The sequence below is a fragment of the Roseibium sp. ROS1 genome, assembly GCF_054658215.1.
The window spans coordinates 982,908-1,006,277 of record NZ_BAAGIG010000001.1; the positions used below are offsets into that span (position 1 = coordinate 982,908).

Sequence of the window (23,370 nt, forward strand, 5' to 3'; positions counted from 1 at the left end):
TGCCAAAAGCCTTCTCATCGGAGGCTTGCTGATGTCTTGCGCAACTGTCGCGGTTCTGGCCAGCGGCTTGCCGGAGCCGACATTCCTGGAAAGCGGCAGCAACGACCTGATCCGCTTTCAGAAAGGCGAGGTGCCCGCACCGCCGGTTGCACTGGAGGCCGCCCCGTCAGCCGCTCCGGAACCGGTAGAACCTGCCGAGATGCGTGTGCCCGAGCACCGGCTGATGGACAGCGAGGGGGCTGCTGCCGAGATTGCCCCTCCGCCGCCAGCGCGGCCGCAGCCACCGGCGCATGCACCTGCACCCGCCGACGCCCCATCCTGGACGGACCGCATGAGTCCGGAGTTAGATCGGGCCATCGACCGGACTGTCCCCCAGAGGGAACGGGTTGCGCCGGCTGCAGCGCCGAAACAAAATTCGCAAAAACGGGAAGCCACTGGTGCGGACTCTCAAGGCTTGAACTCTGCCATAGAAAAGTCCGCCGCAAGGCGTGCGCAGGAACCGGCTCCACTGGAGGAAGCCGCAGATGCCGATGATGCGATTTCCGCGCGGCTGGTGACGGTCTGCCTGACCAATCCGGACGATGCCAGCGGCGCCAAGGGCTTTGATATCCGGCGAGATGGTCCGCCGCGCTATGTTGCCGATGTCGGCGCGACGGCCTGTGCCCGCTTCGAGCCGACACGCCATACGATCTATCTCTGGAAGACCAACGACCTGGGTGCCCTGTCGCTGATCCTCTCCAGCCGTCTCGATCTGGTCGAGGCAGACGGGACGCAAGTGTCCCTGGACTGGTTGCGGGACCGGTAACCGGCCCGACAGCGCAATCGCGCAGCCACCAGATTTATTTTCGAATGTGTTAGTCGTCCGTAGGGCTCTGGGAAGGAGTGGATCCCGGCTCGCGCTCCGCTGCGTCCGGGATGACAGCCGGGGAACTTCTCCATCGTCATCCCGGCCAAGCGGAGCGCGAGCCGGGATCGGGGAGGAAGAGGCCTAGTTTAGTCACCAATGTCGATTATTTGATGTAAGTCCGTAACTGAGTAGGCAACCGGCTTACCGCCATTTGCGACCTTAACAATAACGTCCACTATGAAGCCCTTGTGGTAGACATTATCGTCGGCATCACGGATTTCATGTTTGATTTGTTCTTCTGCTATCTCTGAACCATAGACCAAGGGCATTGGTTTCTCAGATATATCTTCAATTTTCACTAGCTCACCAGAACGCTTGCCAGGTTTGGCATCATTTACGTCTGATCGCGTGAATACCAATAATACGCGTTTGTGAGTCTCAGTGTCTGGTTTGTTTAAGAGTTTCTTCCGATCTTCGATGTTCTCAAGCGCTGTGCGGGCTTCTGAAGCCGTAAATCTGAAAGAAGCGCGAATCTTCCTTTCACCATCCTCAAAATGAGCGACTTCAAGCCGGTGCCCTCCAATTGGGTCACTGGCAATAGACTGCGCTGCATCCGCCCAGTCTTTCAATTCTTTGGTTGTTTCAAGTTCGCCTTCTGGCACCTCTCCTTTTGAAAGAAAGGAGAAGCGTTGACCCCATCGTTTGACGAAATCTTCGAGGATAAGAATCTGATCCATGTGGGTGATTGCCGTGGCAGCGACCGCAACGAGACCCGTGAAGATATCAGCTTCGATGCATCCGCTCCTTACCTCGCGGACATACATCTTGGGGTCAGATTTTACCTCGGAATAGGTTGTATCGACATAGCGCTCGAACTCATTAGCCAATGAAGTGAATGCGCCAACGAAATCCCGTAATTCAACAGGTTCGTCAGTATCAATTTTTAAGGTCAATACAGCCGACTGCTCCCCCATGAGTTGAGAATACGTTTTTTCAATTACTTGTCATCCTTCTTTTTGACAGGAGATCGAACTCCCTTGGTACTTTTGCTGCCTAATGCCGGAACTTCTCCATTCGTCATCCCGGGCGAGCAACGCGAGACCCGGGATCGGGGAGGCACAGGCTTCTTTTGTTTTTCGGGGGTCCATTTCGCTGGTCCTCGGCTCCCCGATCCCGGATCTTCGCTGCGCTGCGTCCGGGATGACGAACGGAGGGGTGACCATTGGGGGCCATTCGGGGGCTGACCAATGGAGGGCTGTCCAATGGATGGATGGCGCATGGCGACGGTCAATTGAGGGGGAGAATAACAAATGGAAACCGGCAGGCGGGCCTGCCGGTTTCCATGTGGGCGGTGGGGGGAACCTAGCGCTCGGCGACGTCAGCGAGACGGACGAGGGTCAGGAACTCAGACCGGTAGCCGAAGCGGTCAGCGCCCTTGTTCTCACTGGCGAGTTTTTCAATCGCCTTGAAATCCCAATCTCCCAGGTGATCGGTGCCTTTCAGCTTCTGCCCGAAGGCGGCGACTGACGCGGCAAAGAGGGTTTCCGACATCGGAATACCGCTTGTATCTGCCATGACAGGTGTCTCGATCAGGGTACTTTCCTTGTCTCCGGGCAGCTTGTAGCGCAGCTTCACGAAGGCGAGTTCACCCGAATAGGAAGCACGAACGGGTTCGATCTTCTCCTTGGGGCCGTAGCGCAGGTCCGAGAACTTTTCCGCCGGCGAGCCGACAGGGGTGATTTCATAAAGGGCCGTGACGTTGTGGCCCGCGCCGATATCTCCCGCATCTACCTTGTCGTTCCTGAAATCCTCAGTTCGGAGCGCCCGGGTCTCGTAGCCGATCAGGCGGTATTCGGCGACGGTCTCCGGGTTGAATTCGACCTGGATCTTGACGTCCTGGGCGATCATGGAGATGGAGCTGACCACCTGATCCACCAGCACCTTGCGGGCTTCGGACAGCGTGTCGATGTAGGCGGCAACGCCCTGTCCGTTCTGCGCAAGGGTCTGCATCAGTTCATCGTTGTAGTTGCCGCGGCCGAAGCCGAGAACGGAGAGCACCGTGCCGTTTTCCCGCTGTTCAGAGACATAGCGTTTCAGGCTGTCCGGATCGGAGAGGCCGACGTTGAAGTCGCCGTCGGTGGCCAGAATGATCCTGGTCTGCTCGCCGTCGCCGGTCATTGTTTCGGCCAGGGCGTAAGCTCCTTTCAGACCTTCATGACCTGCTGTTGAGCCACCGGAGGTCAACGCGTTGATCTTTTCCAGGATCCGGCTCTTGTCGGTTACCTTGGTCGGCTCCAGCAGCACGCCAGAGCTGCCGGCGTATGTGACGATCGCCACTTCGTCCTCGTCACGCAGCGTGGACAGCAGCAGGCGGAAGGATTGCTGCAACAGCGGCAGCTTGTTGGCATCGGCCATGGAGCCGGACGTGTCGATCAGGAACACCAGGTTCTGCGGGGGAAGGTCATCGAGCGGCACCTTGTAGCCCTGGATGCCGACCTGCATCAGTCTGGTGTGTTCGTTCCACGGGGTGTCGATCACGGAAACATTGGTGGAGAAGGGGTGACCGCCCTTTTCGGGCACGGGGTAACTGTAATCGAAGTAGTTGACCATTTCTTCCACGCGCACGGCATCCGGGTTCGGCAATCGGCCGCCGGACAGCGTGCTGCGGACATAGGAATAGGAAGCGGTGTCGACATCGACGGAGAAGGTCGATACCGGTTCCGCGCTCGTGCGTTTCAGCGGATTTACTTCTGCGGATGCAAATCGTTCCCGGTCGGCAGGCTGAACGGTTGGCATTGCCGGTGGTTCGGACTGAGCCACCTTTCTCGGGGCAGAGCCACCACTGCCGGAGGAAAGCGACATCAAGCCGCCGGTGGCGGTCTCCGAGCCAATCATTAGTCTGTCCTGAAAAGCGGGCGCCGGGGCAGGCTGCGGGGCTACGGCCGGACGGGAGATGTCCGCGATGACGGAGTGGCTTTCCTCCTGTTTCCTGCGCTGGGTTGTCGAAACCGAGGCATCATCGTCTCGCTCACCTGGAATGTTCATCCGGCCGGCTTCTTCCGCCGGGCTTGTGAGCTTTTTCCCGAGCTCCTGCCAATCGATGGTTTGCGAGGCGATGCCGGCGAAGGCGATTGTCATCAGCGAAGCGGAGCTGATCAGCAAGGTTCTGGGCATGTGTTTGCCAAACATGAGACAAATCCTTTTCGTCGCCCGGAGGAAAGGTCCGGGTGTCGAGGTGATGGGGAAAGGTTGGGTAATGTGCCGGGCAAGAGCCGCGCCCTCACGGCGCGGCCTTGGTGTGTTTGCCGGGTTTTACCGGAACACGATGCGGTAGCTTGCGCCCTTGCGGCAAACCGAGGTGCTGGAGTCCGCGTACCAGGTTTTCAGCAGGTTCCAGCGGCCGTTGGACTTCAGCTTGCGGAACTGGACCCGGACAAAGGTGCTGGCGTTGTTCACGCCTTCCAGGTTCCGGGTGACCTTGTAGGTGCCGCCGTGGGCGATGACGCGGTTGGAAATGTTTTCCGAGCGCCAGCGGTTCGAACCGAGGTCACGGTAATCGAGATCGTAAAGCTGGATCGGCTGGCCGGTGTTGTTCTTCACCGTGATGTTGACCTTCTTGCAGATGTCGAACAGGGCGGCGGCCGGGGTCACGGCTCCGAGGGAGGCAACACCTGCAATGGCGAGAACGCTGGCGGCTGCTGCGGTTTTGGCAAGGGCTTTCATTGGTCAATTCCTTTCTCTTGAATAATCTCCTTTCGGAGGGGGTATCGATCTTTCGATGAGAGAAAGGTGCCAGAACGAGCGGGGTGTCAGTATGGGGTCGATACCCCAATCGGGCGTCTGGTGAGGTACCTGAAAGCGGGCCGTTCACCGCAACCGGCAGGTTGAAGACACGCTTCGATATTTGGTCTATTGCTGCTTCGTCGCCTGTTTTGAAAAACGATTTCGAGATGACGATTTCATTCCCGGACCGGCCGTACCGGTCGACCTGAGGCCCCGGTTTTTTCGGGTGCCCGATCAGCCCTGCCAAAACTATTAAAACGGACTGCCTGGAGAAGGAGTGCCCATGATTTCGAGATGCCTGGTGTTTATCCTGTTCTGTCTTGCCGCAACGGTGGCGAAAGCGGCCGACGTGTTTCCGTCGAACGCGGAAGGTTGCGACTATCATTTGCGGGGTCAGATCGTCTCGGGGGATGCGGAAAAACTCAAGGTTCTGCCGATCAACTCGCAAGGCATCACGCTGTGCCTCGATAGCCCCGGGGGCAGCTTTGCCGAAGGAAAGCGGCTGTTCGACACGATCTGGGACCAGGATATTGCAACCATGGTGCGTTCGGGAGAACGGTGCGAATCCGCCTGCTCGCTGGCTTTTCTTGGCGGCAGCATGCGGATCGGGACAGCCGTGATCCGCTTTCAGATGCGCTCTCTGCGTCCAGGGGGCAAGCTCGGTTTCCATTCGCCCAGCCTCAACCTGCCGAACGAGAACAGTTACCCTGCCAGCGAAGTCCAGACCGCCTTTGCGATTGCGCTGAAGGCTGCCGAATCCTTTTTCGATATCAAGCTGAGCGAAGAGCACAACGTCGAGGCCATGACGGATTTCCTGTATCAGCGGATCCTCGGCACGCGCCCCGAAAACATGTTCCACATTGAGAGCATCGGCGATGCGGTGCTGGCCAATATCACCGTCACCGGACTGACACCGCCAGCCTCGATTACGGAACGGGAAATCGCAAATATCTGCGACAACGCCTATGCGGCCAATCTGATGGATGGTCGGCCGGGATATACGACCAGTTCACAATACTACGACGAAATCCTGATCGGCGATCCGGATGGAGACCGGAAAGTTGTGCTGACAAGGCAGGGAGAGGACCTGGTCGGCAAGGTCTTCAATTATGATACTCCGAGCAAATTCTCTGCGCTTGGCTGTTCGGTCCGGATTTCTGACGACTGGAAACGGTTCTGGGATACCGATTACAGTCCGCTCAGCGTCCGTTTCGAGCAGTATTCCGTTGGTGACGATTTCGGTGACGGGGAGGCCGAGGAATTTTCCGCGCCTTACTGGTATCTGCTGCCGGCTTCTCTGAAGCTTGACCAGCAGGCCGAAAGAAACGTTGCCGGACAGAATGCAAGTGCACCCGCGTCTGCGCCTGCTGCGTCAGGCGAGGGCGGTTTCGTTCGCCTGAGCGGCTATGATCTTTATGGCGGAGATCTGCCGGATGGCGTGCTCCGCAACATGAGCGCTGAGGACTGTATCTCGTCCTGTAGCGCCAGAAGCGGCTGCGATGCCGTGACCCATGACCGATGGAACCGGATCTGCATTCAAAAGTCCGTCGGTGACAGCAATGGCAGGCTTTATCTTCTTTCCAAGGCCGACACCTATGTGCAGCGGGCTGCCGCCGGGTCTCTCAAACCCAATCTGAGCGTGCCTGTCCAGACGTTCACCAAACAGAACAAGGGCTTTCCCGGACAGCCGGATGAAAGCCTGCAGGCGGGATCGGCCGGCCAGTGCGAGACGCTCTGCACGGAACGCACCTGCCTCGGGTTCAACTGGTCTGCCGGGTCGGGAAGATGCGATCTGTTCGCGCGGCCGGGTGTCTATTCCGACGCCGAAGGTATCGTGGCCGGGTTCATGGTTCAGCCGGCCCAATAGGACCGGCCAGCAGGACCGCCCAATAAAACAGGCCCGTCCGCGGTTCCGTTGACCGCGGATGGTGTCTGATCAGACTGCCTTCTGTCCGACGAAGCGGCCGGCACCTTCCGGAAAAGGCAGGGCCTTGTGGGCATCGGCGAAGGCCTTGAGCTTCTCGCCGACTTCCGCTCCCGGCAGGGAACTGGCGCGGGTGTTGAGATCGACATGAAGCAGAAGGGTCTCCATGGTCGCGGCAAGTTTGCCGTCAGCGTTTTTCAGGAAGTGAAACAGCTGCATCTTCTTGCCTTCCCCCTGGAGCACCTGGGTCGTGACCGTCAGGCGTTCACCCGCCAGAAGCTCGTCCAGATAGCGCAGGTGATTTTCAACGGTGAAGTAGCTCTTGCCGGACGCGATGTAGTCGGCATCGGCGCCGATCAGCTCCATGAACCGGTCGGTTGCGGCAGCACCTGCTTCCAGGTAGTGGGCCTCGTTCATGTGGCCGTTGTAGTCGGTCCAGCTCTGCGGGATCTGGCGGTCTCCCGTGATCGGCAGTTCAGCCTCCGCCGGTGCCGCCAAAGCCCGTTCATGGGTGTTGAGAACGCCGCCTGCACCGCTGCCGCTTTTCTTTAGCGCTCGCATCATGCCGACGAGATTGTCGTCGCGCAGGCGTTCCAGCTCGCGAATGGAGCGATGGCCGGACTGGGCATCGGACTGACCGGCGATCAGGTCGACCAGCTCGTCGGTGAACTCCGGCACGTCCATCAGTTTGGTCCAGGGCCAGGAGAGGCATGGACCGAACTGGGCCATGAAGTGCTTCATGCCGGCTTCCCCACCGGCGATACGATAGGTCTCAAAAAGGCCCATCTGCGCCCAGCGCAGACCGAAGCCCATGCGGATTGCCTCGTCGATTTCTTCGGTCGTGGCAATGCCGTCCTTCACCAGCCAGAGCGCCTCGCGCCAGACAGCTTCCAGGAAGCGGTCGGCAATGTGGGCGTCGATCTCCTTGCGGACATGAAGCGGGAACATGCCGATGCTGCGCAGGACCTCGGCCGCGCGAACGGTTTCGGCAGCATCACCGACAAGTTCCACCAGCGGCAGCAGATAGACCGGGTTGAACGGGTGGGCGACGACGGCGCGCGCGCCTTCGCTGGTCAGTTCGGACGGCTTGAAGCCGGATGTCGACGAGCCGATGACTGCGGTCTTGGGCGCGAGCTCCGTCAGGCTGCCCAGGACTTTGTGTTTCAGGTCAAGGCGTTCGGGAACGCTTTCCTGCACCCAGTCAGCACCAGCGGCTGCCTCGGCAAGATCTGAATGGAACGACAGTTTGCCTTCGTCCGGCAGGCGCTTGTCATAAAGCGCGGGCAGGCTGCGGCGCGCATTGTCAATGACTTCGCCGATCTTGCGTTCGGCTTCCGGGTCGGGGTCGAAGACGGCAACGTCCCAACCGTTCAAAAGGAAACGGGCGGCCCAGCCGCCACCGATCACGCCGCCGCCGACGATGCATGCTTTTTGGGTCATGGTGCAAGTGTCTCCGTGTGGCCGTCGATGGCCAGGATCTGTCCTGAAATGCGGGCGCCTGCTTCGGACGCCAGAAAGTGAATGGTGTTGGCTACATCCTGGGCAGTGACCCAGGTCTTGAGTGAAACACCCTTGACGTAGCTTTCGCGAATGGCCTCTTCGGTCTCGCCACGCGCCCTGGCTTCCATCGCGACGACCCGATCCATCCGCTCCCCTTCCACCGCGCCCGGGCAGACCGCGTTGACGCGAATGCCGTGGGGGCCGAGCTCCATTGCGAGCGTCTTGGTGAGGCCGACAATCGCCCATTTGGCGGAGGCGTAGGGCGAGCGGAACGGGTAACCGTAAAGTCCGGCGGTTGACGAGGTGAGCGTGATCAGACCGTGCCCCTGAGCTTTCAGCACTCTGGCCGCCCAGCGGCAGGTCAGGAAGGCTCCGTGGAGATTGGTCGCGACGCAGCGTTGCCATTCCGCGTAGTCCAGCGTCTCGATCGCCCCTGCAGGACCGCCGGTGCCGGCATTGGCGCAGATCACGTCGATGCCTTTCCAGCGGTGTTCGAGGTCGTTCAGGAACGCGGACATTTCCGCTTCGCTGGTGACATCGGCAACAGCAGCGATTGCGTTGCCATTGGCTTCCGAGAATGCGGAAACGGCTGCAGGATCCGCATCACAGATCGCGACTTCGTCTCCGTCTGCCAGGAAGCGTTCCGCAATGGCGCGGCCGATCCCGGACGCTCCGGCCGTGACGAGGATCCTGCGGCTCATGTCAGGCGCTCACCGGCGCGCGTTTGGTCAGGCCAAGCTTTTCACGAACGGCCTGCGGGCCGATGATCTTCGCGCCCATGCCTTCAACAACGCCGACGGCCTTCTCGACCAGCTGTGCATTGGTGGCAAGAACGCCTTTTTCGAGGAAAATGTTGTCCTCAAGGCCAACACGGACGTTGCCGCCGGCCAGGATGGAGGCCGCCACATAGGGCATCTGATCGCGGCCGAGACTGAAGGCCGACCAGGCCCAGTCATCCGGAATGGCGTTGACCATGGCCATGAAGGTGTTGAGGTCGTTCGGCGCACCCCAGGGCACACCCATGCACAGCTGCACCAATGCCGGAGAGGCAAGCGTGCCTTCCTTGACGAGTTGCTTGGCAAACCAGAGGTGGCCGGTGTCGAAGGCTTCGATTTCCGGCTTCACGCCAAGTTCGGTCATCATGGCTCCCATGGCGCGCAGCATGCCGGGGGTGTTGGTCATGACATAGTCGGCTTCGGCGAAGTTCATGGTGCCGCAGTCGAGCGTGCAGATTTCAGGCAGGCACTCGCGAATATGGGCCATGCGCTCGGTTGCGCCGACCATGTCGGTTCCCTTTTCAACCAGCGGCAACGGGCTTTCCGTGGATCCGAACACGATGTCGCCGCCCATGCCTGCGGTGAGGTTCAGGACCACATCCACATCGGCGGCGCGGATGAGATCCGTGACTTCCCGGTAGAGGTCAAGCCGGCGGGAGGGGGTGCCGGTTTCCGGATCGCGCACGTGGCAATGCACGACGGCTGCCCCCGCCTTGGCGGCGTCGATGGCGCTGTCGGCGATCTGCTTCGGGCTGCGCGGCACATGCGGAGACTTGTCCTGGGTACCGCCCGACCCGGTGACGGCGCAGGTGATGAAGACTTCGCGGTTCATGGTCAATGGCATTTGGTTCTCCTGGATCAGCGACAGTTCAACCGAAACCGATTGAACTGCCGGAAACTGATTGTTTTTAGCGTGTCAGGTCATCTTGATGGCGTTCATGCCGAAGCAGGATGACCTAGCGGCCCTTCCAGACCGGGTCTCGTTTTTCGGCAAAGGCGCGGGCGCCTTCCTTCTGGTCTTCAGAGCGATAGAGCTTTTCGACCGTTTCGAACTGGCTTCCGGTGATGCGGTTGAGCGCGTCCTGGAATTTCATGTCTTCTGCCTCGCGCACGATTTCCTTCAGCGCCGCATAGACAAGCGGGGGACCGGAAGCGAGCAGCTCGGCCAGTTTCCAGGCTTCCGCCATCAGGTCCTTTCCAGGATAGATGTGGTTGATCAGGCCCCAGCGGGCGGCTTCCTCTGCTTCGATCCAGCGGCCGGTCAGCAGCATTTCCATGGCGATGTGATAGGGAATGCGCTTCGGCAGTTTGATGCTGGCGGCATCGGCCACGGTGCCTGAGCGGATTTCCGGCAGGGCGAAGGAGGCGTGCTCCGCCGCCAGAATAATATCGGCAGACAGGGCAAGCTCGAGCCCGCCGCCACAGCAAATGCCGTTGACGGCTGCTATGACCGGCTTGTTGAGGCCGCGCAGTTCCTGCAGGCCGCCGAAGCCACCCTTGCCGTAATCTCCGTCGACGGCATCGCCACCTGCGGCCGCTTTCAGGTCCCAGCCGGGGCAGAAGAATTTTTCTCCGGCACCGGTCACGATGGCAACGCGCAGCTCCGGATCGTCCCGGAAGTCGGTGAAGACGTCTCCCATGATCCGGCTGGTCATCAGGTCAATGGCATTGGCCTTTGGCCGGTCGAGCGTGACAGCCAGTATGTGGCCGCGTCTTTCGGTCTTGATGGGGTTTTCCATCAGTTCGCTCCCATTCTTACCAGTGCATCGGCGGCGACGGCAAAGTCCGCACCGCAGAGCAACGGGTTGATTTCTACTTCTTCGACCGGTGCCGACAGAACAAAGCTCTGCACTGCCTGCACAGCTTCAACAATCGCTCCCAGATCGCAAGGCGGCTTGCCGCGATATCCGGTCAGGACACGGCCGATCTTCAGATTTTCAAGGGCCTTCTTGATCTCGTCCTCGCCTGCTGGAACGATCAGCGAGGTGCTGTCTTCCAGAAGTTCGGTCAGGATGCCGCCTGCTGCGAGCGTCAGGACGTAGCCGTGAGCCGGATCCCGCACAACGCCGACAAGCAGTTCGCCAAGGCTGGCGGTGATCATCTCTTCCACCAGAAACGACGAGGCCGGCATCCCGCTTGCGGCGGAGTGGACCTCGCAAGCCGATTGCAAATTGAGGGCGACTGCTCCGGCTTCGGTCTTGTGGGCAATGCCGGTGCCCTTCAGCACCACGGGGTATCCGATATCTTCGGCAGCCCGGGCTGCCGCTTCCGGACCTTCTGCAAAAGTGCTCGCGGGAACCTTGAGGCCATGCTTTTGCAGCAAGGCTTTTGCCTCGTGCTCGGAAAGAAGACGGGGATCAGCGACAGCTTGAGGAACCCGGATCGGTTCCGGCGAAAGTGGTCTTGCCAGAAAGGCAGCCGCCTCAATGGCCGTCAGTGCATCGTCCAGCCCGCAGAGAGGCACGAGACCACGCTTCATCAGATCGGCTGCAAAGGTTTCCGGCATGGTTTCGGGGAGCGAACTCAGGATCGCCATCGGTTTGCCGGAAGCTTTCATCGCCGCTTCCACCGGCTCGATCACCTTCAACCAGTCTTCCGGGTCACAGCGATCCATTCTCGGAATATCGAGAATGACGATGCCAAGGGCGATGTCCGCCTGCATCATGGCAGTGTAGCACCGGGTCATGGCCTCGCCGTCACCCCAGATGTAGGTGTGGTAGTCGAGTGGATTGGCGAGAGCCACCTTGGGGCCGAGGGCCTCTGACAGCGCGGTTCTTTGCGCGGGACCGAGCGGCGGGAAAGTGATCCGACGGCCGACGGCGGTGTCGGCAATCAGGCTGGCTTCACCGCCCGAGCAGGACATGGACACGATGTTGGCGCTCGGCAATGGACCTGCGACGTGGACCAGCTTCAGGGTTTCCAGAAGGGCTGTCAGGCTGCCGACCCGGGCAATGCCAAGCCGGTTGAAAAGAGCGTCGGAACCAGCCGTGCTACCGGCAAGGGCGGCCGTATGGGAGACTGTTGCGGCTTGGGCGGCCTCGGATCTGCCGACCTTGACGGCCACAACCGGCTTGCCGAGTGCGTGCGCCTTGCGTGCGAAAGCCTCAAAGGCGGCAAGATCATCGAGCCCTTCGATGTGCAGACCGATGGCGGTGACCCGGTCATCGTCCAGGAGGGCGCTGCCAATGGCGGACAGGCCCGTCTGGGCCTGGTTGCCGGCGGTCATCAGATAGGCAATCGGCAGGCCGCGCGTCTGCATGGTCAGGTTCAGCGCGATGTTGGACGATTGCGCGATGATCGCAACACCGCGGTCGACCGGGGTCAGGCCATGCTGATCCGGCCACAGGGCCGCGCCGTCGAGCGCATTGAGAAAGCCATAGCAGTTGGGACCGAGGATCGGCATCTCGCCTGCCGCCTCGATCAGGGCGGCCTGAAGATCCGCGCCGTCGGCAAGCTCCCGAATTGCTTCGCTGAAACCGGAGGCAAAGCAGATGGCACCACCGGCACCGAGGCGCGAAAGCGAGCGGACAATCTCGACCGTCACGTGCCGGTTGACGCCGATAAAGACCGCGTCGGGGGCCGCGGGAAGATCTTCCACGGTGGCATAGGCCCTGCAGCCGTCGATCTCTTCACGGCTCGGGTGGATCGGCCAGAGATCACCCTCAAAACCGGCCTTGCGGCATTCCCGGAGCACGTTCCGGCACCAGGAACCGCCACCGATAACAGCGACCGTGCGTGGTCGGAGCAGGCGTTCGAGTGAGCGCATAGATCAGGCTCCGAGCGGGCGGAAGATGTCGCGGCTGATGATGTGGCGCTGGATCTCGCTGGTGCCATCCCAGATCCGTTCCACGCGGGCGTCGCGCCAGAAACGTTCGATGGGGAAGTCGTCCATCAGACCCATGCCACCGAAGATCTGCAGCGTCGTGTCGGTGACGCGCGCCAGCATTTCGGTCGCGTAAACCTTGGCACTCGCAATCTCGCGGTTGGCGGGCAAACCCTGGTCGAGACGCCAGGCTCCGGCAAGCGTCAACCAGTCGGCAGCATCGATCTCGGTGATCATGTCGGCGACCTGGAAGCTGACGCCCTGGAACTTGGCGATCGCCTGGCCGAACTGCTTGCGCTCGGCGGCATAGTTTACCGCATAGTCGAAACAGCGGCGGGCGCGACCAACGCTCATGGTGGCAACCGTCAGACGGGTGGCATAAAGCCATTCGTTCATCACCTCAAAGCCACCGTCGACCTCACCGAGCACCTGGCTGTCCGGCAGGCGGCAATTGTCGAAGTAGAGAATGCAGTTCTTGTAGCCCCGATGGCTGACGGAGCGATAGCCGTCGCGCACCTCGAAGCCGGGTGTGCCCCGGTCGACCAGAAAACAGGTGATGCGCTTCTTGGGGCCTTTTGGTGTTTCGTCAACGCCGGTCGCCACAAACACGATGAAGAAATCCGCGTGTTCGGCGCCGGAGATGAAATGCTTGGAGCCGGAGACCACCCAGTCTCCTCCGTCGCGTACCGCCTGGCATTTCATGCCGCGCACATCCGAGCCGGCATCGGGTTCGGTCATGGCCAGCGCGTCCATCTTCTCACCGCGCACGGCCGGCAGAAGGTAGCGCTCGATCTGCTCGCCCTTGCAGGCCATCAGGATATTCTGGGGACGGCCGAAAAAGTGGTTCAGCGCCATCGATCCGCGCCCCAGTTCCCGTTCCACCAGGGTGAAATCAAGATGGCTCAGGCCGGCACCGCCCACTTCTTCCGGAAAGTTACAGGCGTAGAAGCCGAGATCGATACATTTGCGCTTGATCTCCTCGCCGAGTTCGGCGGGCACCTGGCCCGTCTTCTCGACAAGTTCCTCATGCGGGTAAATCTCGTTTTCAACGAAGGACCGGACCGTGGAGACGATCATCTCCTGTTCTTCGCTCAGCCCAAAATGCATCGGAATCTCCTCTTGCCTCAGGCCGACGAGAGTGAGACAAACGGGCTTGCTCCATTGTGCAATTTTGGTTTGAAATCATGCCGATTTCACAAAAATCGAATTCGGTTCGAAAAATCTGCGTGCTGTTGTTCGAAAGCTTTTCGAACCACTGCCTGGCGAATGCGATCGAGCCGTTCCGGGCAGCAAACACGATTGCCCGAAAGCAGCTCTATTCCTGGCAGCATGTGAGCCTTGCCGGAGGAACCGTCACGTCATCCAGCGGTCTGCCGGTGGCGACGTCTGCCTGGTCGGAAGCAAAGCCTGGTGGCGATTATCTCTTCATCATGCCGAGTTACGGTTTCGAGGCCTTTGCAGGTCCGTCAACCGTGCGCGCCTTGAAGGCCGCAAGGCAACGGTTCGGCACGTTGGTCGGCATGGATACCGGCGCATGGCTGTTGGCGGCGGCCGGATTGCTGGAGGGACGCAAGGCAACGATCCACTGGGATGAACTGACGGGATTTGCCGAAAGATTTCCGGATGTCGATGCAGTGGAGGACCGTTTTGTACTTGATGGCAACATCTGTACCTGCGGCGGGGCGTCGACCACATTCGAACTGGCGCTGGAGCTGATCAAGCGGCATCACAGCCCGATGTTCGCGCTCGAGGTGGCAGCCTTGTTCATGTATGGCGACAAGCTGGACATGCACGATCCGCACAAGCGTTTGTCGGCGGATGCCCTGGTGCGCAGCGCGACTGCGCTGATGCGGCGGACCATCGAGGCACCGATGCCGATTGAAGATCTTGCCCGGCAGCTGAAGGTGGACCAGCGTACCCTGGAGAACCGGTTCCAGCGGGAAATGTCGATGACGCCACTAGGGGTCTACAAGGCGATCCGCCTGCGCGAGGCGCGCCGGCTTGTGGAATTGACCATGCTGGGGATTGCGGAAATTGCAGAGCGTTGCGGCTATCGCAACGCGAGTGCAATGACCCGGGCCTACCGGCAGGAATTCGGCCAGTCGCCGCGCGAGCACCGGCGACGCAGGTAGTCCCGGCCGATAAACGAGAAAGGCCGCGCTAAACGCGCGGCCCTTTCTTGGAAGGTTTGAAAAGACCTTACTTGTGCGGGAAACCGGCTTTTGCTGTACCGTTCCAGTCGCCCTGAAAAGGCAGGATATGCAGCGGCTTCTTCGCCCTGGCGCCCTGTGCCCTTGCACCGGCGACCTGCTGCTGGGCAACTGTCAGCCGCTCTTCGCCATTGTAACTGCCGACAACCGGCAGGATCAGCAGATTGCCGCTGCGCGCTTCAGCCAGAGCCTTTGCATTGACGGTCTGCTGGATGCGGACGGAGACAGGCTTGTCGCCATTGAGATCGCCGCGGGTGTCGTCCGGGTCGATGGCGAAGGCGTTGCCGGCCAGCGCGCCGGATACAAAGGCTGCGGTCAGCAGGGTCGACAGAATTTTCTTGGAAGTACGCATGATCTTGCTCCATGTGTCTGTTTAAACTCATGAATGACTGCAGAGCGCCGTTTGCCCCGCAGGCTGTTCATGCCGGGAACAACGACACGAATGCTGATCGGTTGCGGCGGTGGCGGTAATAACATCAACACAAAAACATGAGGCCTTGTGAGAGGGTTCAAGCCTTGCGAGGCGCGTGTTTTGACACCACGCACGCGTTCATCATGATCATTCGGCAAGCGGTGCCCGGCTCACCGACCCGTGAAAGGCGTGGGAGCTGAAGATGCCGTTTTGCATCTGTTTTTCAAACCGCGATGACAAGGTCTTGAGCGTGCTTCTGCCAACACCGTCACGTCTTACATCTCGTCCAGAAACAGCAGAACAGGAATGTCACGATGGCCTGCACCAAGGACGACTTCACCAGAGACCTTCAGAGCGAAATCCCGCATCTGCGCAGATACGCCCGCTCTCTTACGCGAAATCCTGAAGCCGGCGATGATCTGATGCAGACCTCGCTGGAAAAGGCGCTCCGGCATCACGCCAGCTTCCACTGCGGTACGCAGCTGCGCCGCTGGCTTTTCACGATTGCCCGCAATGCCTATCGCGACGAAAGAAAATGGCTTGCCCGGCGGGGTGACCACCTGCCCATAGAGGACTGGCTTCAGGAAACCCAAGCAGCGCCCGCTCAGGAAAAGCATCTGGAGCTGGAAGACGTTGCCAGGGGCATCGCCGGACTTCGGCCGGAAGACAGGGATGCTCTCGAACTGCGGGTGTTTTCGGGCCTGTCCACCGGGCAAATTGCCAAGCAGACGGGTGTGGCCGTCGGGACCGTGAAAAGCCGGCTCTCCAGGGCGCGGCACCTGCTTGCTGCCGTCTGACCACTGGCAGGCGCTTCGCCTTGTCTTTCGGCGTCAGGCCGCGACCCTGGCGGTGACACCGGCAAGCCGGGCGGTCAGACGTTCGGTTGGATAGTCCGACCAGTTTTCCGCGATTTCCTCATCGTCTTCCCCGATCTCGGGGAAGGCGGCGGACAGGACCGTGCTGGTGATGTCGTTGCACCAGCCTTCCGCGGGATTGAATTCCAGAACCGCCTGAACCTTCTCGAGTTGCCCGGCCTGAAGATCCTCGATGATCCTGTGCAGGCTCATGTCTGCCAGATCGGTTTCCGGCGTATAGAAGCAGTTTCCGAGTTCGCAAATCACTGAATAGAACGACATGTCGAGGTTCAAAGCCAAAAAAGCCTCCATCTAAAATACGTTGAAAGCGTATACGTAAATTGCGTACATGTCAAATCTTCGTTAATCGGCTATATGACAAAAGCGTATGACCGCCCCGAAGTGTTGGCGTCGCGTCAAGACGTGATCGGTCGCAGTAGACCGGTTGCGCGAAATGCGCGAGGGGGGCGGGCCGAATTTCGGCCTGAGAAGAAGTGGAGGCGGGGGGGGGCGGCGGCGCTAGACGACCTGCCGGATGACGCTCAATACCTTGGCTATGATGCGGACTTCCGTTGCTTCTTCATCGTGCTCGTTGAAGATGACCGGCTCCTGAAAGCGCGGATCATTGGATTCCGGTTGCAGTTCTATCTGGCCGTTCCGGCGAATGATACGCTTGGCGGTGCGTTCGATGGTATGGCCACCATCTCTGGTCCGCTCCACGACGGCAAGGTCTCCCGACTTGATCTCGATGCCGGCTTCCAGATAGTCGACGCACAGGATCAAATCGCCGCTCCAGGCGATCCGGTTAAGGCTTTCGCCATTGATTTGCAACAGATATTGGCTTTCGCTCGGAAAGCGAAGGTCTCCCGCGAAACTGGTTTTCTTAGTGGCGTCTGTCTCGAACAGTCCGGACTCCATCCAGAGGCCGGCAGCCACCTGGCCCTTGATCTCCAGAGGTGTGGCGGCTCTTGAGGGTGCGCTGGAGGCATCCAGGTCGGTGATGGAATCGGGGGCGAGAGCAAGAATGTCTTCCCGGGTGATCGGTTGCTCGCCCTTGCCCAGGAGGACAGGAAGAAGCTTCGCCACGAAATCCGACGGCAGTGCAGGTTTCAGGTAGTCGGCGCTGAAGTAGCGCTGGATGGAAGAGGCGTTCTGATAGCCCATGGCCCGTGCGATGGCGCGGATCGACAGGCCGCTGCGGTCCTTCAAGTCCACAAGCTGGCGGGAGACTGCAGATTGTTCGTCCATATCCATAATTCGGTCACCAGGTCACGTAAGATGCATACGTGTTAGCAGTAAAAACGTACGGAGTCCAGTTGACATACGTACGCAATAAGCGTACGAAATTTGAGTCATCAAGTGAATGCGTGGGAGTGACGATGGAAGCTCAGACAATCCTTCGACAAATGGCAGAGGAGACCGGCCGATGAGGGACCTGAAGGACGAAATTGAAGAAGCGCAGGCAAAGGTTGCGCATCTGAGGATCAGGGCGGAACGACCGAGTGCCCGGCTGGAAGACGAGTTCGCGTTGGAAAAAGCGCGCAACAGGTTGCTGACTCTGGAGTTGCGGAACCTGAAGCAGGGCAGGGACGTGCGCGGCAGTTCCAGCCTGAAGGGCAATCCGAGTGTTGTCGGGAGCAGGCAGCACATGAGGCAGGCGCCTTTTGTAAAAGGAACAAATAGTGAACATTTGCCGCGTACGGCCAGGGAAAAGGCGGAAGCGGCTTTTGCAGCGGTGCAAGGTATCGCGGCGGAAAAGAAAGGTCGGGTCTGATGGCTTCGGGAGGACTGGTCGACAGGATCGCTGCCGAGTATGGCGTTCATTTCATCAGCCACACCAGACGGGTGCAAGGGCGGCACCAGTCGAAGGCCCGAAGAACTTGCCAGACCCTGCTGACGAAACACGGGGCGGAACATCTGCGCCTCGTCTTCGGTCTGATCAACACCGCCGAGAACCGGGGGAACTGGTCAGCGCCATGCTTTACTGCCGTTTCCTGGCTTGTCTTGAACAAGCCGGACTGGGTGGAGCGGCGAGGTTTTCTGGACCAGTTCGACAGGATTGATCTGGAAGAGTTGCTTGGCAGTGCAAGACATATAAACCCATCCGCTCCGACCCTTACGCTCGCCGTGCTGCTCTCCTACGAACTTGACAAACTCCTGGAAACGGGCCGGGAGGGGATCGCTGCATGAGCACTATTGTCAGTTGGTGTCGGTTGATTACACTGCGGCCGTCAATCTTCGGCTGTATTGAGTCGCTCAGGGATTGCACGCTTGGCTTGCTGCGCTCGGGGGAGGCGGCGCCGGACGGATCTTTCACCGGTATTTTGAGAGAAGGGGGTTTGAACATGAACGGTTACCTGACGAAGGCGCAGATTTTTGCCTTCGAACGCGGAGCGACCGCGTGCCGGGAAGGCAAGTCCCGTGAGGACAATCCTTATCCGCCGAAGGCCGATTATTTCGGTTTGTGGGAAGAGGGCTACCAGAAAGAGCGTGAGGGCCAGGGCAAATAACCGCCTCAGGCCTGTATCTTTGCTGCCGCGGGGCCGTTTGAGCGGCCGCGCGGTTCTGTGCCCACTACAGTTTCAAGAGAGACGATATGGAAACAAGCGTACCTGACCAGATCCTGGCCCGGTTGACGGAGGCTGTCGAAGTGATTGCGGTAACCGGAAAGGGTGACGGACCGCGGGCGGTTCTGGCAAGCTGGCCCGAATGCCAGGGCAAGATCGCCCGGCGTCGGCGCACCTACCCGCCCCGGGCGATCAGCCGGGCTGAAGAGGCGATCACCTGGTTCTCCCTGATCGAGGACCCGGATGCGCGCCTCGCCCTGCAGTTCGAAGTGATGTGCAAGGCGGGCGGCGGCAAGTTTTCCCGGATCTGCGAAAAATACGGCTGGAAACGCTCGACGGTTACCAGCCGCAACAAGGCCGTTCTGCGCCGGCTGGCGAAAAGGCTTGGTGAGGAAAGCCCCGTCGATCACTGAACGGTACGACGTCAAACCGGAGGCGGGCTGGTGCCTTGCTGATCCGGGAATTGGCTTTTGAAAGAAGATGTCATTCCTCCTGCGTTGCGCCAATGCAGGAGGAATGCACGGCTTGAATGGCGGGCTTCACCCTTGTTCTCAAAAGGTATGCAACAGGTTTTGCAATCGCCCCTTTACGGTTGTTGGAAGTTTGAACTACAACTTTTTAATTGCTCGTCCCCGCGTCGACGCCGGGACATTTGGACAGATGGTTTGGAGAAATTGATGACCGACTTGAAAACACTGACCCTTCACGACTTTGAAAAGCTGCTGGATCAGGTGTTCGAGGTCAGGTCGGTTCCGGCTGATATCCAATTGTCCCTCGTGGAGGTCAAATTGATGGGCTCCGGCGAGCGGCAGGGAGGGGCTTTTTCCACGTTGTGGCAAGGTCCGCAGGAGCCATTGTTGGAGCAATCCATCTACAGGCTCTATCGGCCGGATTTCGGCGAGCAGGACGTGTTTCTGGTTCCGGTCGCGCAGAAGGAAGCCGGCATTCAGTATGAAGCCGTGTTCACCTGATCGCATACTGTCTGACAGGCTGGTGGCCGCCGCAGTCTGGTGGCCGGGCTCGGAACTTCAGGTTTGGCAGGGGTGTTCCATGAGGTCATACACGCCCTTGTCTTCCTGCTTTTCGAAGCCGAGGCGGTGATAGAGCCGCATGGCAGGATTTTCCTTTTCGACATGAATGGAAAGCGCTTTTCCAGCGTCTCGCGCCTCATCCATCAGGTCCTGTAAAATGGCGCTGCCAAGGCCTTGTCCCTGTACTTCGGGTATCAAGGCGATGTCGATAATCCGGTGTTCGCGGGTCCAGCGTTCCAGGTAAAGTCTGCCAACAGGTCTGGCGTCTCGTTCTATCACCAGCCAGAGGGCATCAGGATAATGCTCCTGATAATGTCTGTGCTGGGCCTCGAATTGCATTGCGATAAATGCCTGCTTTTCGGCTTCCGTCCATGGAGTGCGCGCAAGCTCGGCCTCGCGCGTCGAACGGTATAGGCTTGCCAGAAACGGAAGATCGCCCGAATGCAAGGCTCGGTAAGCGATGCCCCGGGCCGCCGCGCGTGCGCGCGGGGCCAGGGACATGTCTGTCTGCGGCGTCGGCAGATCGATCGCAAGCGCGGTCGTCATTCGGTGTTCGGCGTGACGTCCCGGGTCAGCGCGCTTGCGGAAAGCGGTCCGCCCAGGGAAGTCCAGGTTGCCGACCAGTGATCAAGCGATATCTGAGGCAGGTAGGAAGCCGTGCTTGACGCCGGATCGAGGGCGAAAAGGCTCAGGAGCGTATTGGCGTTCGGCTGAAGTTTGAGCGTGCTGCCGCCATCCGCATGGGCAATGACCCGTGGAGCCGTCCAGGAGGTTTCCACGGAACTGGTCTGGTAGCTTGCGTAGACCGGACTGTCGGATCCGGAGACAGTCAGCGCAACCAGATAAATTCCTCCGTTGTAGGAGTTGGAAGCGGCCATGCTGCCGACAGGCGCATCAAACGTTGCAAACAGTGCCCAGTCGGAGAAGTCGAGTGAACTGACTTCGTCCTGAGCTTTCATGTAAATCTTGTTTCCGATGCGGGCAAAGATGTGAACGAGCGCATTGCCGTCGATGCAAAGGACAAGCTGTTCGAAGCCGGTCAGGCCGCCACTGATATCTTGCCAACCTTCCCAGCCCTCCGGCAGAAGCGGCCTGTCGGTGGACTGGAAGTTCAGATAAGGCACGCCATCCGAATTGATGCCGGTGAGAATGATGCGGCCATCGGCATTCTGGGTTGCAGCGAGGCTCCGCAGTGCCCCTGCCATTTGTTGCCAGTCCGCCCAGGGCTGGCTCGGTGGAATTTCGACCGGCACTGTAACTTCAATTGGTGTCGTCGTGCCCGGTGGCACTACCGTGATGGTTTCCATCTGTACGGTGTTGTTGTTCTGGAAGCGCCACCAGATGGCGTTGTCCGGCGCCGAACTTGTGACGAAAACGTTCTGCCGACCGGTGACGCCGTTGATCAGCAACGTATCATTGAAACCTGGAACGCCGGCCGGTTTGCCGAGATCAAGCGGGTCAGCAAAACGCTGTGGTGCGTTTTCGTCCCGGTTTTCCCGGATATAGGCCAGGTTTCCGGACCCGCTGTCTTGCGCAAGCAGGGCAACGTAGCCTTCCTGGGTCACGGATGCGTTGAGCCGTTCCGTGGCAAAGCTTGCATTGGTAAGTTGGGTAAAGGAGGCACTGAAAGCGCCGTTTTCAGACGTCTGGTCCTTGTACTCAAGTGCCCCGTCCGGTGTGACTGCGGCAAAGAAAATCCGGAAATAGACCGGATCGGCCGTCACGTTCCCTTCAAATTCCTCGGGAACTGCTTCTTCGACTGACATGATGCGTTTCCTCTTGCTGATCTGAAGCCGGTGGCCTGGCCTGTCCGGCAACGTCCTGCATTGGTTAGCCGCGGGAGGGGTAAAGCCCCTGGAGCGCAATAATGAAGTTCAGCGTCAGATACGGCTGAACATTGTCGTGTGACTGGCTACCGCCGGTGGCGGACAGCGTTTCCATGGCCATGTCGACCTGGTTCGTCTGAGTGTCCGTGTGGTAAAGCGAATCCAGGCCGGAGCTGGAAAAGGACGTCGATGACGAAGGGCCGGGAACGCCGCCGCTGCCGCTGGTTGCTCGTGCCGTATGAGAATGTGAGGGGATCTGCGCTTCCGTCAGGGTGACGGTCGTAACACCAACCTTCTCCCCCAGTCTGCGGGACGTGAGGCCAGGGCCTCTGCCTGGATGCATTGGGGCGCGGCCCTGCAGATCCGGCAGACCCATGGTGCTGCGTCCATCGCCGCCGTAGGTCGTTCCAATAAGCGAGAACAACGCCGTGTTCTGGGAGATGGGAAGGAGCTGGCCGTCACAAAAGGCCCAGCTTCGAGGGGCGAAATTGCCTGCGAAAATTCGGATTTCAGCGATAAAGGGTTCCGACATGGTTCGCCTCCTAATGCCTGCTGGGGTAAACGCCGTAGAGCGCGATGATGAAATGCACGCATATTGTCGGCATCAGGTTGGTGTGCGACCGGGAGCCGCCAGAGTTTGAAATCATGTCTTGCGCCATGGAAATGTCCTGACTGGCACCGGCGTAGAAACTCACGCCTGCACCGGCTGCCGGAACATGCATCGCCGGCGACGTCTGGTCGGCCAGGCCGGTGTTGGCATTGAAGCCGTGCGAGTGACTGGCAAGTTGGTTAACCGTGAGCGTTTCGTTTTCCGACCCGCTTTTGGAGCCGAGTCGCCGCGGACTGAGGCCGGGGCCGGTGCCCGCGTGCAGCGGAATTCGTCCGCGCATGTCCGGCAGACCGAATGTGGTTCGGCCATCTCCGCCGTAGATGGTTCCAAGGAGTGAAAACAGGGCATCGTTTTGGGAAACTGCCAGCAGCTGACCGTCGCAGTAGGCCCAGCCGCGCGGTGCGAAATTACCCGCAAACATGCGGATTTCACCGACGAAAGGTTCAGACATTCTATGTCCTTTCGGAGATTAGTTGCGGGACGGAAACAGGCCTTGAAGGGCGATGCAGAAATTGAGCGTCAGGTAGGGCTGCATGTTGTTGTGCGCCTGCCCGCCACCTGCGTTGGTCACGGTCCCTGATCTCATCTGCGTCATCGTGCCGACTTCGTAAGGCCGATAGGCCTTGTCCGGTGCGATTTCGGATCCAAACAGGGCCATGTTGGGCGTTCTGCTGTTTCCTGCGGTGGAGACCGCTTTCACCGGGTGGGAATGTTCCGGGATTTCAGCTGCCGTGAGTGTGACGGTTTCCGCTCCCCCCTTCTGGCCGAGCTGATATCCGGCGCCCTCGTGGATCGGCGTCCGGCTGCGCAGGTCGGGCAGGGCGAATGTCGTCCGCCCATCTCCGCCATAGGTCGTGCCCAGCAGCGAATAGAGCGACTGGTTCTGATTGATCGGCAAAATCTGTCCGTCGGTAAAAGCCCAGCCGCGTGGCGCGAAATTGAAGCCGACAATCCGTATTTCGGCGAGAAATGGTTCTGACATGTTTCCTCCCGTTGCTTCCGAAGGAAGTTTCGGTCTTGCAGATGTTGTCTGGATTTCCTGCTCTTGCGAATCACAGGTTGTATTAAAGAGAAATTGTACTCAAATTACATTGCAACCTTCACACACATGTATTTCAAAATGCAATTAGAAAATTCCGAAATCAGTTCCTGAATTGTTGAGTGTTCGTTACTGGAAATAGTGTTGAAGGTCGCCAAATTTTGCAAT

At 59.5% G+C, this 23,370-nt stretch carries 26 protein-coding genes; 9 read left to right on the forward strand and 17 right to left on the reverse strand.

Annotated features, from left to right (window positions below):
- Window positions 1-31 precede the first annotated feature (31 nt).
- The gene (locus ACYQ6M_RS04375) at window positions 32-805 is read left to right on the forward strand and encodes a hypothetical protein (protein ID WP_460072345.1); all 774 of its coding nucleotides are present in this window, start codon (window positions 32-34) and stop codon (window positions 803-805) included.
- A 188-nt stretch (window positions 806-993) separates the two neighbouring features.
- Here ACYQ6M_RS04375 and ACYQ6M_RS04380 read toward each other — a convergent pair whose 3' ends face one another.
- The 3 genes from ACYQ6M_RS04380 to ACYQ6M_RS04390 all read right to left on the reverse strand — a co-directional run bounded on the left by ACYQ6M_RS04380 (window position 994) and on the right by ACYQ6M_RS04390 (window position 4,570).
- Window positions 994-1,800, reverse strand: a complete 807-nt coding sequence (locus ACYQ6M_RS04380) for a hypothetical protein (RefSeq protein WP_460072347.1) — start codon at window positions 1,798-1,800, stop codon at window positions 994-996.
- A 409-nt stretch (window positions 1,801-2,209) separates the two neighbouring features.
- Window positions 2,210-4,036, reverse strand: coding sequence for a vWA domain-containing protein (locus ACYQ6M_RS04385; RefSeq protein WP_460072349.1), 1,827 nt, complete (start codon window positions 4,034-4,036; stop codon window positions 2,210-2,212).
- Between the two features lie 123 nt (window positions 4,037-4,159).
- Window positions 4,160-4,570, reverse strand: a complete 411-nt coding sequence (locus ACYQ6M_RS04390; RefSeq protein WP_077292303.1) for a hypothetical protein — start codon at window positions 4,568-4,570, stop codon at window positions 4,160-4,162.
- 343 nt (window positions 4,571-4,913) lie between these two features.
- On the opposite strand from ACYQ6M_RS04390, the gene ACYQ6M_RS04395 reads away from it, so the two are divergent.
- Entirely contained in the window at window positions 4,914-6,497 is a 1,584-nt protein-coding gene (locus ACYQ6M_RS04395; RefSeq protein WP_460072351.1) for a PAN domain-containing protein, read from the forward strand.
- A 69-nt stretch (window positions 6,498-6,566) separates the two neighbouring features.
- Here the strand turns inward: ACYQ6M_RS04395 and ACYQ6M_RS04400 are convergent, their stop codons facing one another.
- From ACYQ6M_RS04400 to ACYQ6M_RS04425, 6 genes are all read right to left on the reverse strand, one after another.
- Window positions 6,567-7,994, reverse strand: coding sequence for a carnitine 3-dehydrogenase (locus ACYQ6M_RS04400; RefSeq protein ID WP_460072353.1), 1,428 nt, complete (start codon window positions 7,992-7,994; stop codon window positions 6,567-6,569).
- A complete protein-coding gene (locus tag ACYQ6M_RS04405) occupies window positions 7,991-8,755 on the reverse strand; it encodes an SDR family oxidoreductase (RefSeq protein ID WP_460072355.1) in 765 nt (254 codons plus the stop codon). The genes ACYQ6M_RS04400 and ACYQ6M_RS04405 overlap by 4 nt, the downstream gene beginning before the upstream one ends.
- 1 nt (window position 8,756) lies before the next feature.
- Window positions 8,757-9,674 (reverse strand): beta-keto acid cleavage family enzyme, encoded by a 918-nt coding sequence (locus ACYQ6M_RS04410; protein WP_031269089.1) that lies wholly within the window; start codon window positions 9,672-9,674, stop codon window positions 8,757-8,759.
- Window positions 9,675-9,786: 112 nt separating this feature from the next.
- The gene (locus ACYQ6M_RS04415; protein ID WP_297836306.1) at window positions 9,787-10,569 is read right to left on the reverse strand and encodes a carnitinyl-CoA dehydratase; all 783 of its coding nucleotides are present in this window, start codon (window positions 10,567-10,569) and stop codon (window positions 9,787-9,789) included.
- Entirely contained in the window at window positions 10,569-12,596 is a 2,028-nt protein-coding gene (locus ACYQ6M_RS04420) for an acetate--CoA ligase family protein (RefSeq protein ID WP_367022335.1), read from the reverse strand. Before ACYQ6M_RS04420 ends, ACYQ6M_RS04415 begins: the two co-directional genes overlap by 1 nt.
- 3 nt (window positions 12,597-12,599) lie before the next feature.
- On the reverse strand, window positions 12,600-13,760 hold the full coding sequence (locus tag ACYQ6M_RS04425; protein WP_023000392.1) for an acyl-CoA dehydrogenase family protein: 1,161 nt from the start codon (window positions 13,758-13,760) through the stop codon (window positions 12,600-12,602).
- 77 nt (window positions 13,761-13,837) lie between these two features.
- Between ACYQ6M_RS04425 and ACYQ6M_RS04430 the strand changes: the two genes are divergently transcribed.
- Window positions 13,838-14,785 (forward strand): GlxA family transcriptional regulator, encoded by a 948-nt coding sequence (locus ACYQ6M_RS04430; protein ID WP_460072358.1) that lies wholly within the window; start codon window positions 13,838-13,840, stop codon window positions 14,783-14,785.
- Between the two features lie 67 nt (window positions 14,786-14,852).
- Here the strand turns inward: ACYQ6M_RS04430 and ACYQ6M_RS04435 are convergent, their stop codons facing one another.
- On the reverse strand, window positions 14,853-15,215 hold the full coding sequence (locus ACYQ6M_RS04435) for a hypothetical protein (protein ID WP_023000394.1): 363 nt from the start codon (window positions 15,213-15,215) through the stop codon (window positions 14,853-14,855).
- A gap of 374 nt (window positions 15,216-15,589) precedes the next feature.
- Between ACYQ6M_RS04435 and ACYQ6M_RS04440 the strand changes: the two genes are divergently transcribed.
- Entirely contained in the window at window positions 15,590-16,072 is a 483-nt protein-coding gene (locus tag ACYQ6M_RS04440) for an RNA polymerase sigma factor (protein WP_023000395.1), read from the forward strand.
- Between the two features lie 33 nt (window positions 16,073-16,105).
- On the opposite strand, the gene ACYQ6M_RS04445 is transcribed toward ACYQ6M_RS04440, so the two are convergent.
- Both ACYQ6M_RS04445 and ACYQ6M_RS04450 read right to left on the reverse strand, forming a co-directional pair.
- Window positions 16,106-16,429, reverse strand: coding sequence for a hypothetical protein (locus tag ACYQ6M_RS04445; RefSeq protein WP_460072361.1), 324 nt, complete (start codon window positions 16,427-16,429; stop codon window positions 16,106-16,108).
- 219 nt (window positions 16,430-16,648) lie between these two features.
- Window positions 16,649-17,377 (reverse strand): LexA family protein, encoded by a 729-nt coding sequence (locus tag ACYQ6M_RS04450; RefSeq protein ID WP_167579577.1) that lies wholly within the window; start codon window positions 17,375-17,377, stop codon window positions 16,649-16,651.
- A gap of 178 nt (window positions 17,378-17,555) precedes the next feature.
- On the opposite strand from ACYQ6M_RS04450, the gene ACYQ6M_RS04455 reads away from it, so the two are divergent.
- From ACYQ6M_RS04455 to ACYQ6M_RS04475, 5 genes are all read left to right on the forward strand, one after another.
- Window positions 17,556-17,903 carry a hypothetical protein gene (locus tag ACYQ6M_RS04455; RefSeq protein WP_460072363.1) on the forward strand — a complete coding sequence of 116 codons (348 nt, stop codon included), beginning with the start codon at window positions 17,556-17,558 and terminating at the stop codon, window positions 17,901-17,903.
- Complete coding sequence (locus tag ACYQ6M_RS04460; protein ID WP_077292312.1) at window positions 17,903-18,319, forward strand: hypothetical protein; 417 nt, start codon at window positions 17,903-17,905, stop codon at window positions 18,317-18,319. Before ACYQ6M_RS04455 ends, ACYQ6M_RS04460 begins: the two co-directional genes overlap by 1 nt.
- Window positions 18,320-18,474: 155 nt before the next feature.
- Window positions 18,475-18,639 (forward strand): ribosome modulation factor, encoded by a 165-nt coding sequence (locus ACYQ6M_RS04465; protein ID WP_023000400.1) that lies wholly within the window; start codon window positions 18,475-18,477, stop codon window positions 18,637-18,639.
- A gap of 86 nt (window positions 18,640-18,725) precedes the next feature.
- On the forward strand, window positions 18,726-19,109 hold the full coding sequence (locus ACYQ6M_RS04470) for a DUF6362 family protein (protein WP_460072365.1): 384 nt from the start codon (window positions 18,726-18,728) through the stop codon (window positions 19,107-19,109).
- 264 nt (window positions 19,110-19,373) lie between these two features.
- Window positions 19,374-19,667, forward strand: a complete 294-nt coding sequence (locus ACYQ6M_RS04475; protein WP_031269092.1) for a DUF6916 family protein — start codon at window positions 19,374-19,376, stop codon at window positions 19,665-19,667.
- 57 nt (window positions 19,668-19,724) lie between these two features.
- Here ACYQ6M_RS04475 and ACYQ6M_RS04480 read toward each other — a convergent pair whose 3' ends face one another.
- The 5 genes from ACYQ6M_RS04480 to ACYQ6M_RS04500 all read right to left on the reverse strand — a co-directional run bounded on the left by ACYQ6M_RS04480 (window position 19,725) and on the right by ACYQ6M_RS04500 (window position 23,145).
- Window positions 19,725-20,273 carry an N-acetyltransferase family protein gene (locus tag ACYQ6M_RS04480; protein ID WP_460072367.1) on the reverse strand — a complete coding sequence of 183 codons (549 nt, stop codon included), beginning with the start codon at window positions 20,271-20,273 and terminating at the stop codon, window positions 19,725-19,727.
- Window positions 20,270-21,493, reverse strand: a complete 1,224-nt coding sequence (locus ACYQ6M_RS04485; RefSeq protein ID WP_460072369.1) for a PLL family lectin — start codon at window positions 21,491-21,493, stop codon at window positions 20,270-20,272. Before ACYQ6M_RS04485 ends, ACYQ6M_RS04480 begins: the two co-directional genes overlap by 4 nt.
- Before the next feature lie 64 nt (window positions 21,494-21,557).
- The gene (locus ACYQ6M_RS04490; protein WP_023000405.1) at window positions 21,558-22,085 is read right to left on the reverse strand and encodes a phage tail protein; all 528 of its coding nucleotides are present in this window, start codon (window positions 22,083-22,085) and stop codon (window positions 21,558-21,560) included.
- Window positions 22,086-22,095: 10 nt separating this feature from the next.
- On the reverse strand, window positions 22,096-22,614 hold the full coding sequence (locus tag ACYQ6M_RS04495) for a phage tail protein (protein WP_460072372.1): 519 nt from the start codon (window positions 22,612-22,614) through the stop codon (window positions 22,096-22,098).
- 18 nt (window positions 22,615-22,632) lie between these two features.
- Window positions 22,633-23,145 carry a phage tail protein gene (locus ACYQ6M_RS04500; protein WP_023000407.1) on the reverse strand — a complete coding sequence of 171 codons (513 nt, stop codon included), beginning with the start codon at window positions 23,143-23,145 and terminating at the stop codon, window positions 22,633-22,635.
- Between the last annotated feature and the right edge of the window lie 225 nt (window positions 23,146-23,370).

What these genes read in the sequence shown, in the direction of transcription:
- ACYQ6M_RS04410 (WP_031269089.1), bottom strand. Translation starts at nt 9,674, where the DNA reads ATGCCATTGACCATGAACCGCGAAGTCTTCATCACCTGCGCCGTCACC.
- ACYQ6M_RS04440 (WP_023000395.1), top strand. Translation starts at nt 15,590, where the DNA reads ATGGCCTGCACCAAGGACGACTTCACCAGAGACCTTCAGAGCGAAATC.
- ACYQ6M_RS04475 (WP_031269092.1), top strand. Translation starts at nt 19,374, where the DNA reads ATGACCGACTTGAAAACACTGACCCTTCACGACTTTGAAAAGCTGCTG.
- ACYQ6M_RS04425 (WP_023000392.1), bottom strand. Translation starts at nt 13,760, where the DNA reads ATGCATTTTGGGCTGAGCGAAGAACAGGAGATGATCGTCTCCACGGTC.
- ACYQ6M_RS04405 (WP_460072355.1), bottom strand. Translation starts at nt 8,755, where the DNA reads ATGAGCCGCAGGATCCTCGTCACGGCCGGAGCGTCCGGGATCGGCCGC.
- ACYQ6M_RS04480 (WP_460072367.1), bottom strand. Translation starts at nt 20,273, where the DNA reads ATGACGACCGCGCTTGCGATCGATCTGCCGACGCCGCAGACAGACATG.
- ACYQ6M_RS04385 (WP_460072349.1), bottom strand. Translation starts at nt 4,036, where the DNA reads ATGTTTGGCAAACACATGCCCAGAACCTTGCTGATCAGCTCCGCTTCG.
- ACYQ6M_RS04490 (WP_023000405.1), bottom strand. Translation starts at nt 22,085, where the DNA reads ATGTCGGAACCCTTTATCGCTGAAATCCGAATTTTCGCAGGCAATTTC.
- ACYQ6M_RS04485 (WP_460072369.1), bottom strand. Translation starts at nt 21,493, where the DNA reads ATGTCAGTCGAAGAAGCAGTTCCCGAGGAATTTGAAGGGAACGTGACG.
- ACYQ6M_RS04415 (WP_297836306.1), bottom strand. Translation starts at nt 10,569, where the DNA reads ATGGAAAACCCCATCAAGACCGAAAGACGCGGCCACATACTGGCTGTC.
- ACYQ6M_RS04390 (WP_077292303.1), bottom strand. Translation starts at nt 4,570, where the DNA reads ATGAAAGCCCTTGCCAAAACCGCAGCAGCCGCCAGCGTTCTCGCCATT.
- ACYQ6M_RS04395 (WP_460072351.1), top strand. Translation starts at nt 4,914, where the DNA reads ATGATTTCGAGATGCCTGGTGTTTATCCTGTTCTGTCTTGCCGCAACG.
- ACYQ6M_RS04430 (WP_460072358.1), top strand. Translation starts at nt 13,838, where the DNA reads ATGCCGATTTCACAAAAATCGAATTCGGTTCGAAAAATCTGCGTGCTG.
- ACYQ6M_RS04435 (WP_023000394.1), bottom strand. Translation starts at nt 15,215, where the DNA reads ATGCGTACTTCCAAGAAAATTCTGTCGACCCTGCTGACCGCAGCCTTT.
- ACYQ6M_RS04420 (WP_367022335.1), bottom strand. Translation starts at nt 12,596, where the DNA reads ATGCGCTCACTCGAACGCCTGCTCCGACCACGCACGGTCGCTGTTATC.
- ACYQ6M_RS04455 (WP_460072363.1), top strand. Translation starts at nt 17,556, where the DNA reads ATGAGGGACCTGAAGGACGAAATTGAAGAAGCGCAGGCAAAGGTTGCG.
- ACYQ6M_RS04470 (WP_460072365.1), top strand. Translation starts at nt 18,726, where the DNA reads ATGGAAACAAGCGTACCTGACCAGATCCTGGCCCGGTTGACGGAGGCT.
- ACYQ6M_RS04460 (WP_077292312.1), top strand. Translation starts at nt 17,903, where the DNA reads ATGGCTTCGGGAGGACTGGTCGACAGGATCGCTGCCGAGTATGGCGTT.
- ACYQ6M_RS04500 (WP_023000407.1), bottom strand. Translation starts at nt 23,145, where the DNA reads ATGTCAGAACCATTTCTCGCCGAAATACGGATTGTCGGCTTCAATTTC.
- ACYQ6M_RS04495 (WP_460072372.1), bottom strand. Translation starts at nt 22,614, where the DNA reads ATGTCTGAACCTTTCGTCGGTGAAATCCGCATGTTTGCGGGTAATTTC.
- ACYQ6M_RS04465 (WP_023000400.1), top strand. Translation starts at nt 18,475, where the DNA reads ATGAACGGTTACCTGACGAAGGCGCAGATTTTTGCCTTCGAACGCGGA.
- ACYQ6M_RS04375 (WP_460072345.1), top strand. Translation starts at nt 32, where the DNA reads ATGTCTTGCGCAACTGTCGCGGTTCTGGCCAGCGGCTTGCCGGAGCCG.
- ACYQ6M_RS04400 (WP_460072353.1), bottom strand. Translation starts at nt 7,994, where the DNA reads ATGACCCAAAAAGCATGCATCGTCGGCGGCGGCGTGATCGGTGGCGGC.
- ACYQ6M_RS04450 (WP_167579577.1), bottom strand. Translation starts at nt 17,377, where the DNA reads ATGGACGAACAATCTGCAGTCTCCCGCCAGCTTGTGGACTTGAAGGAC.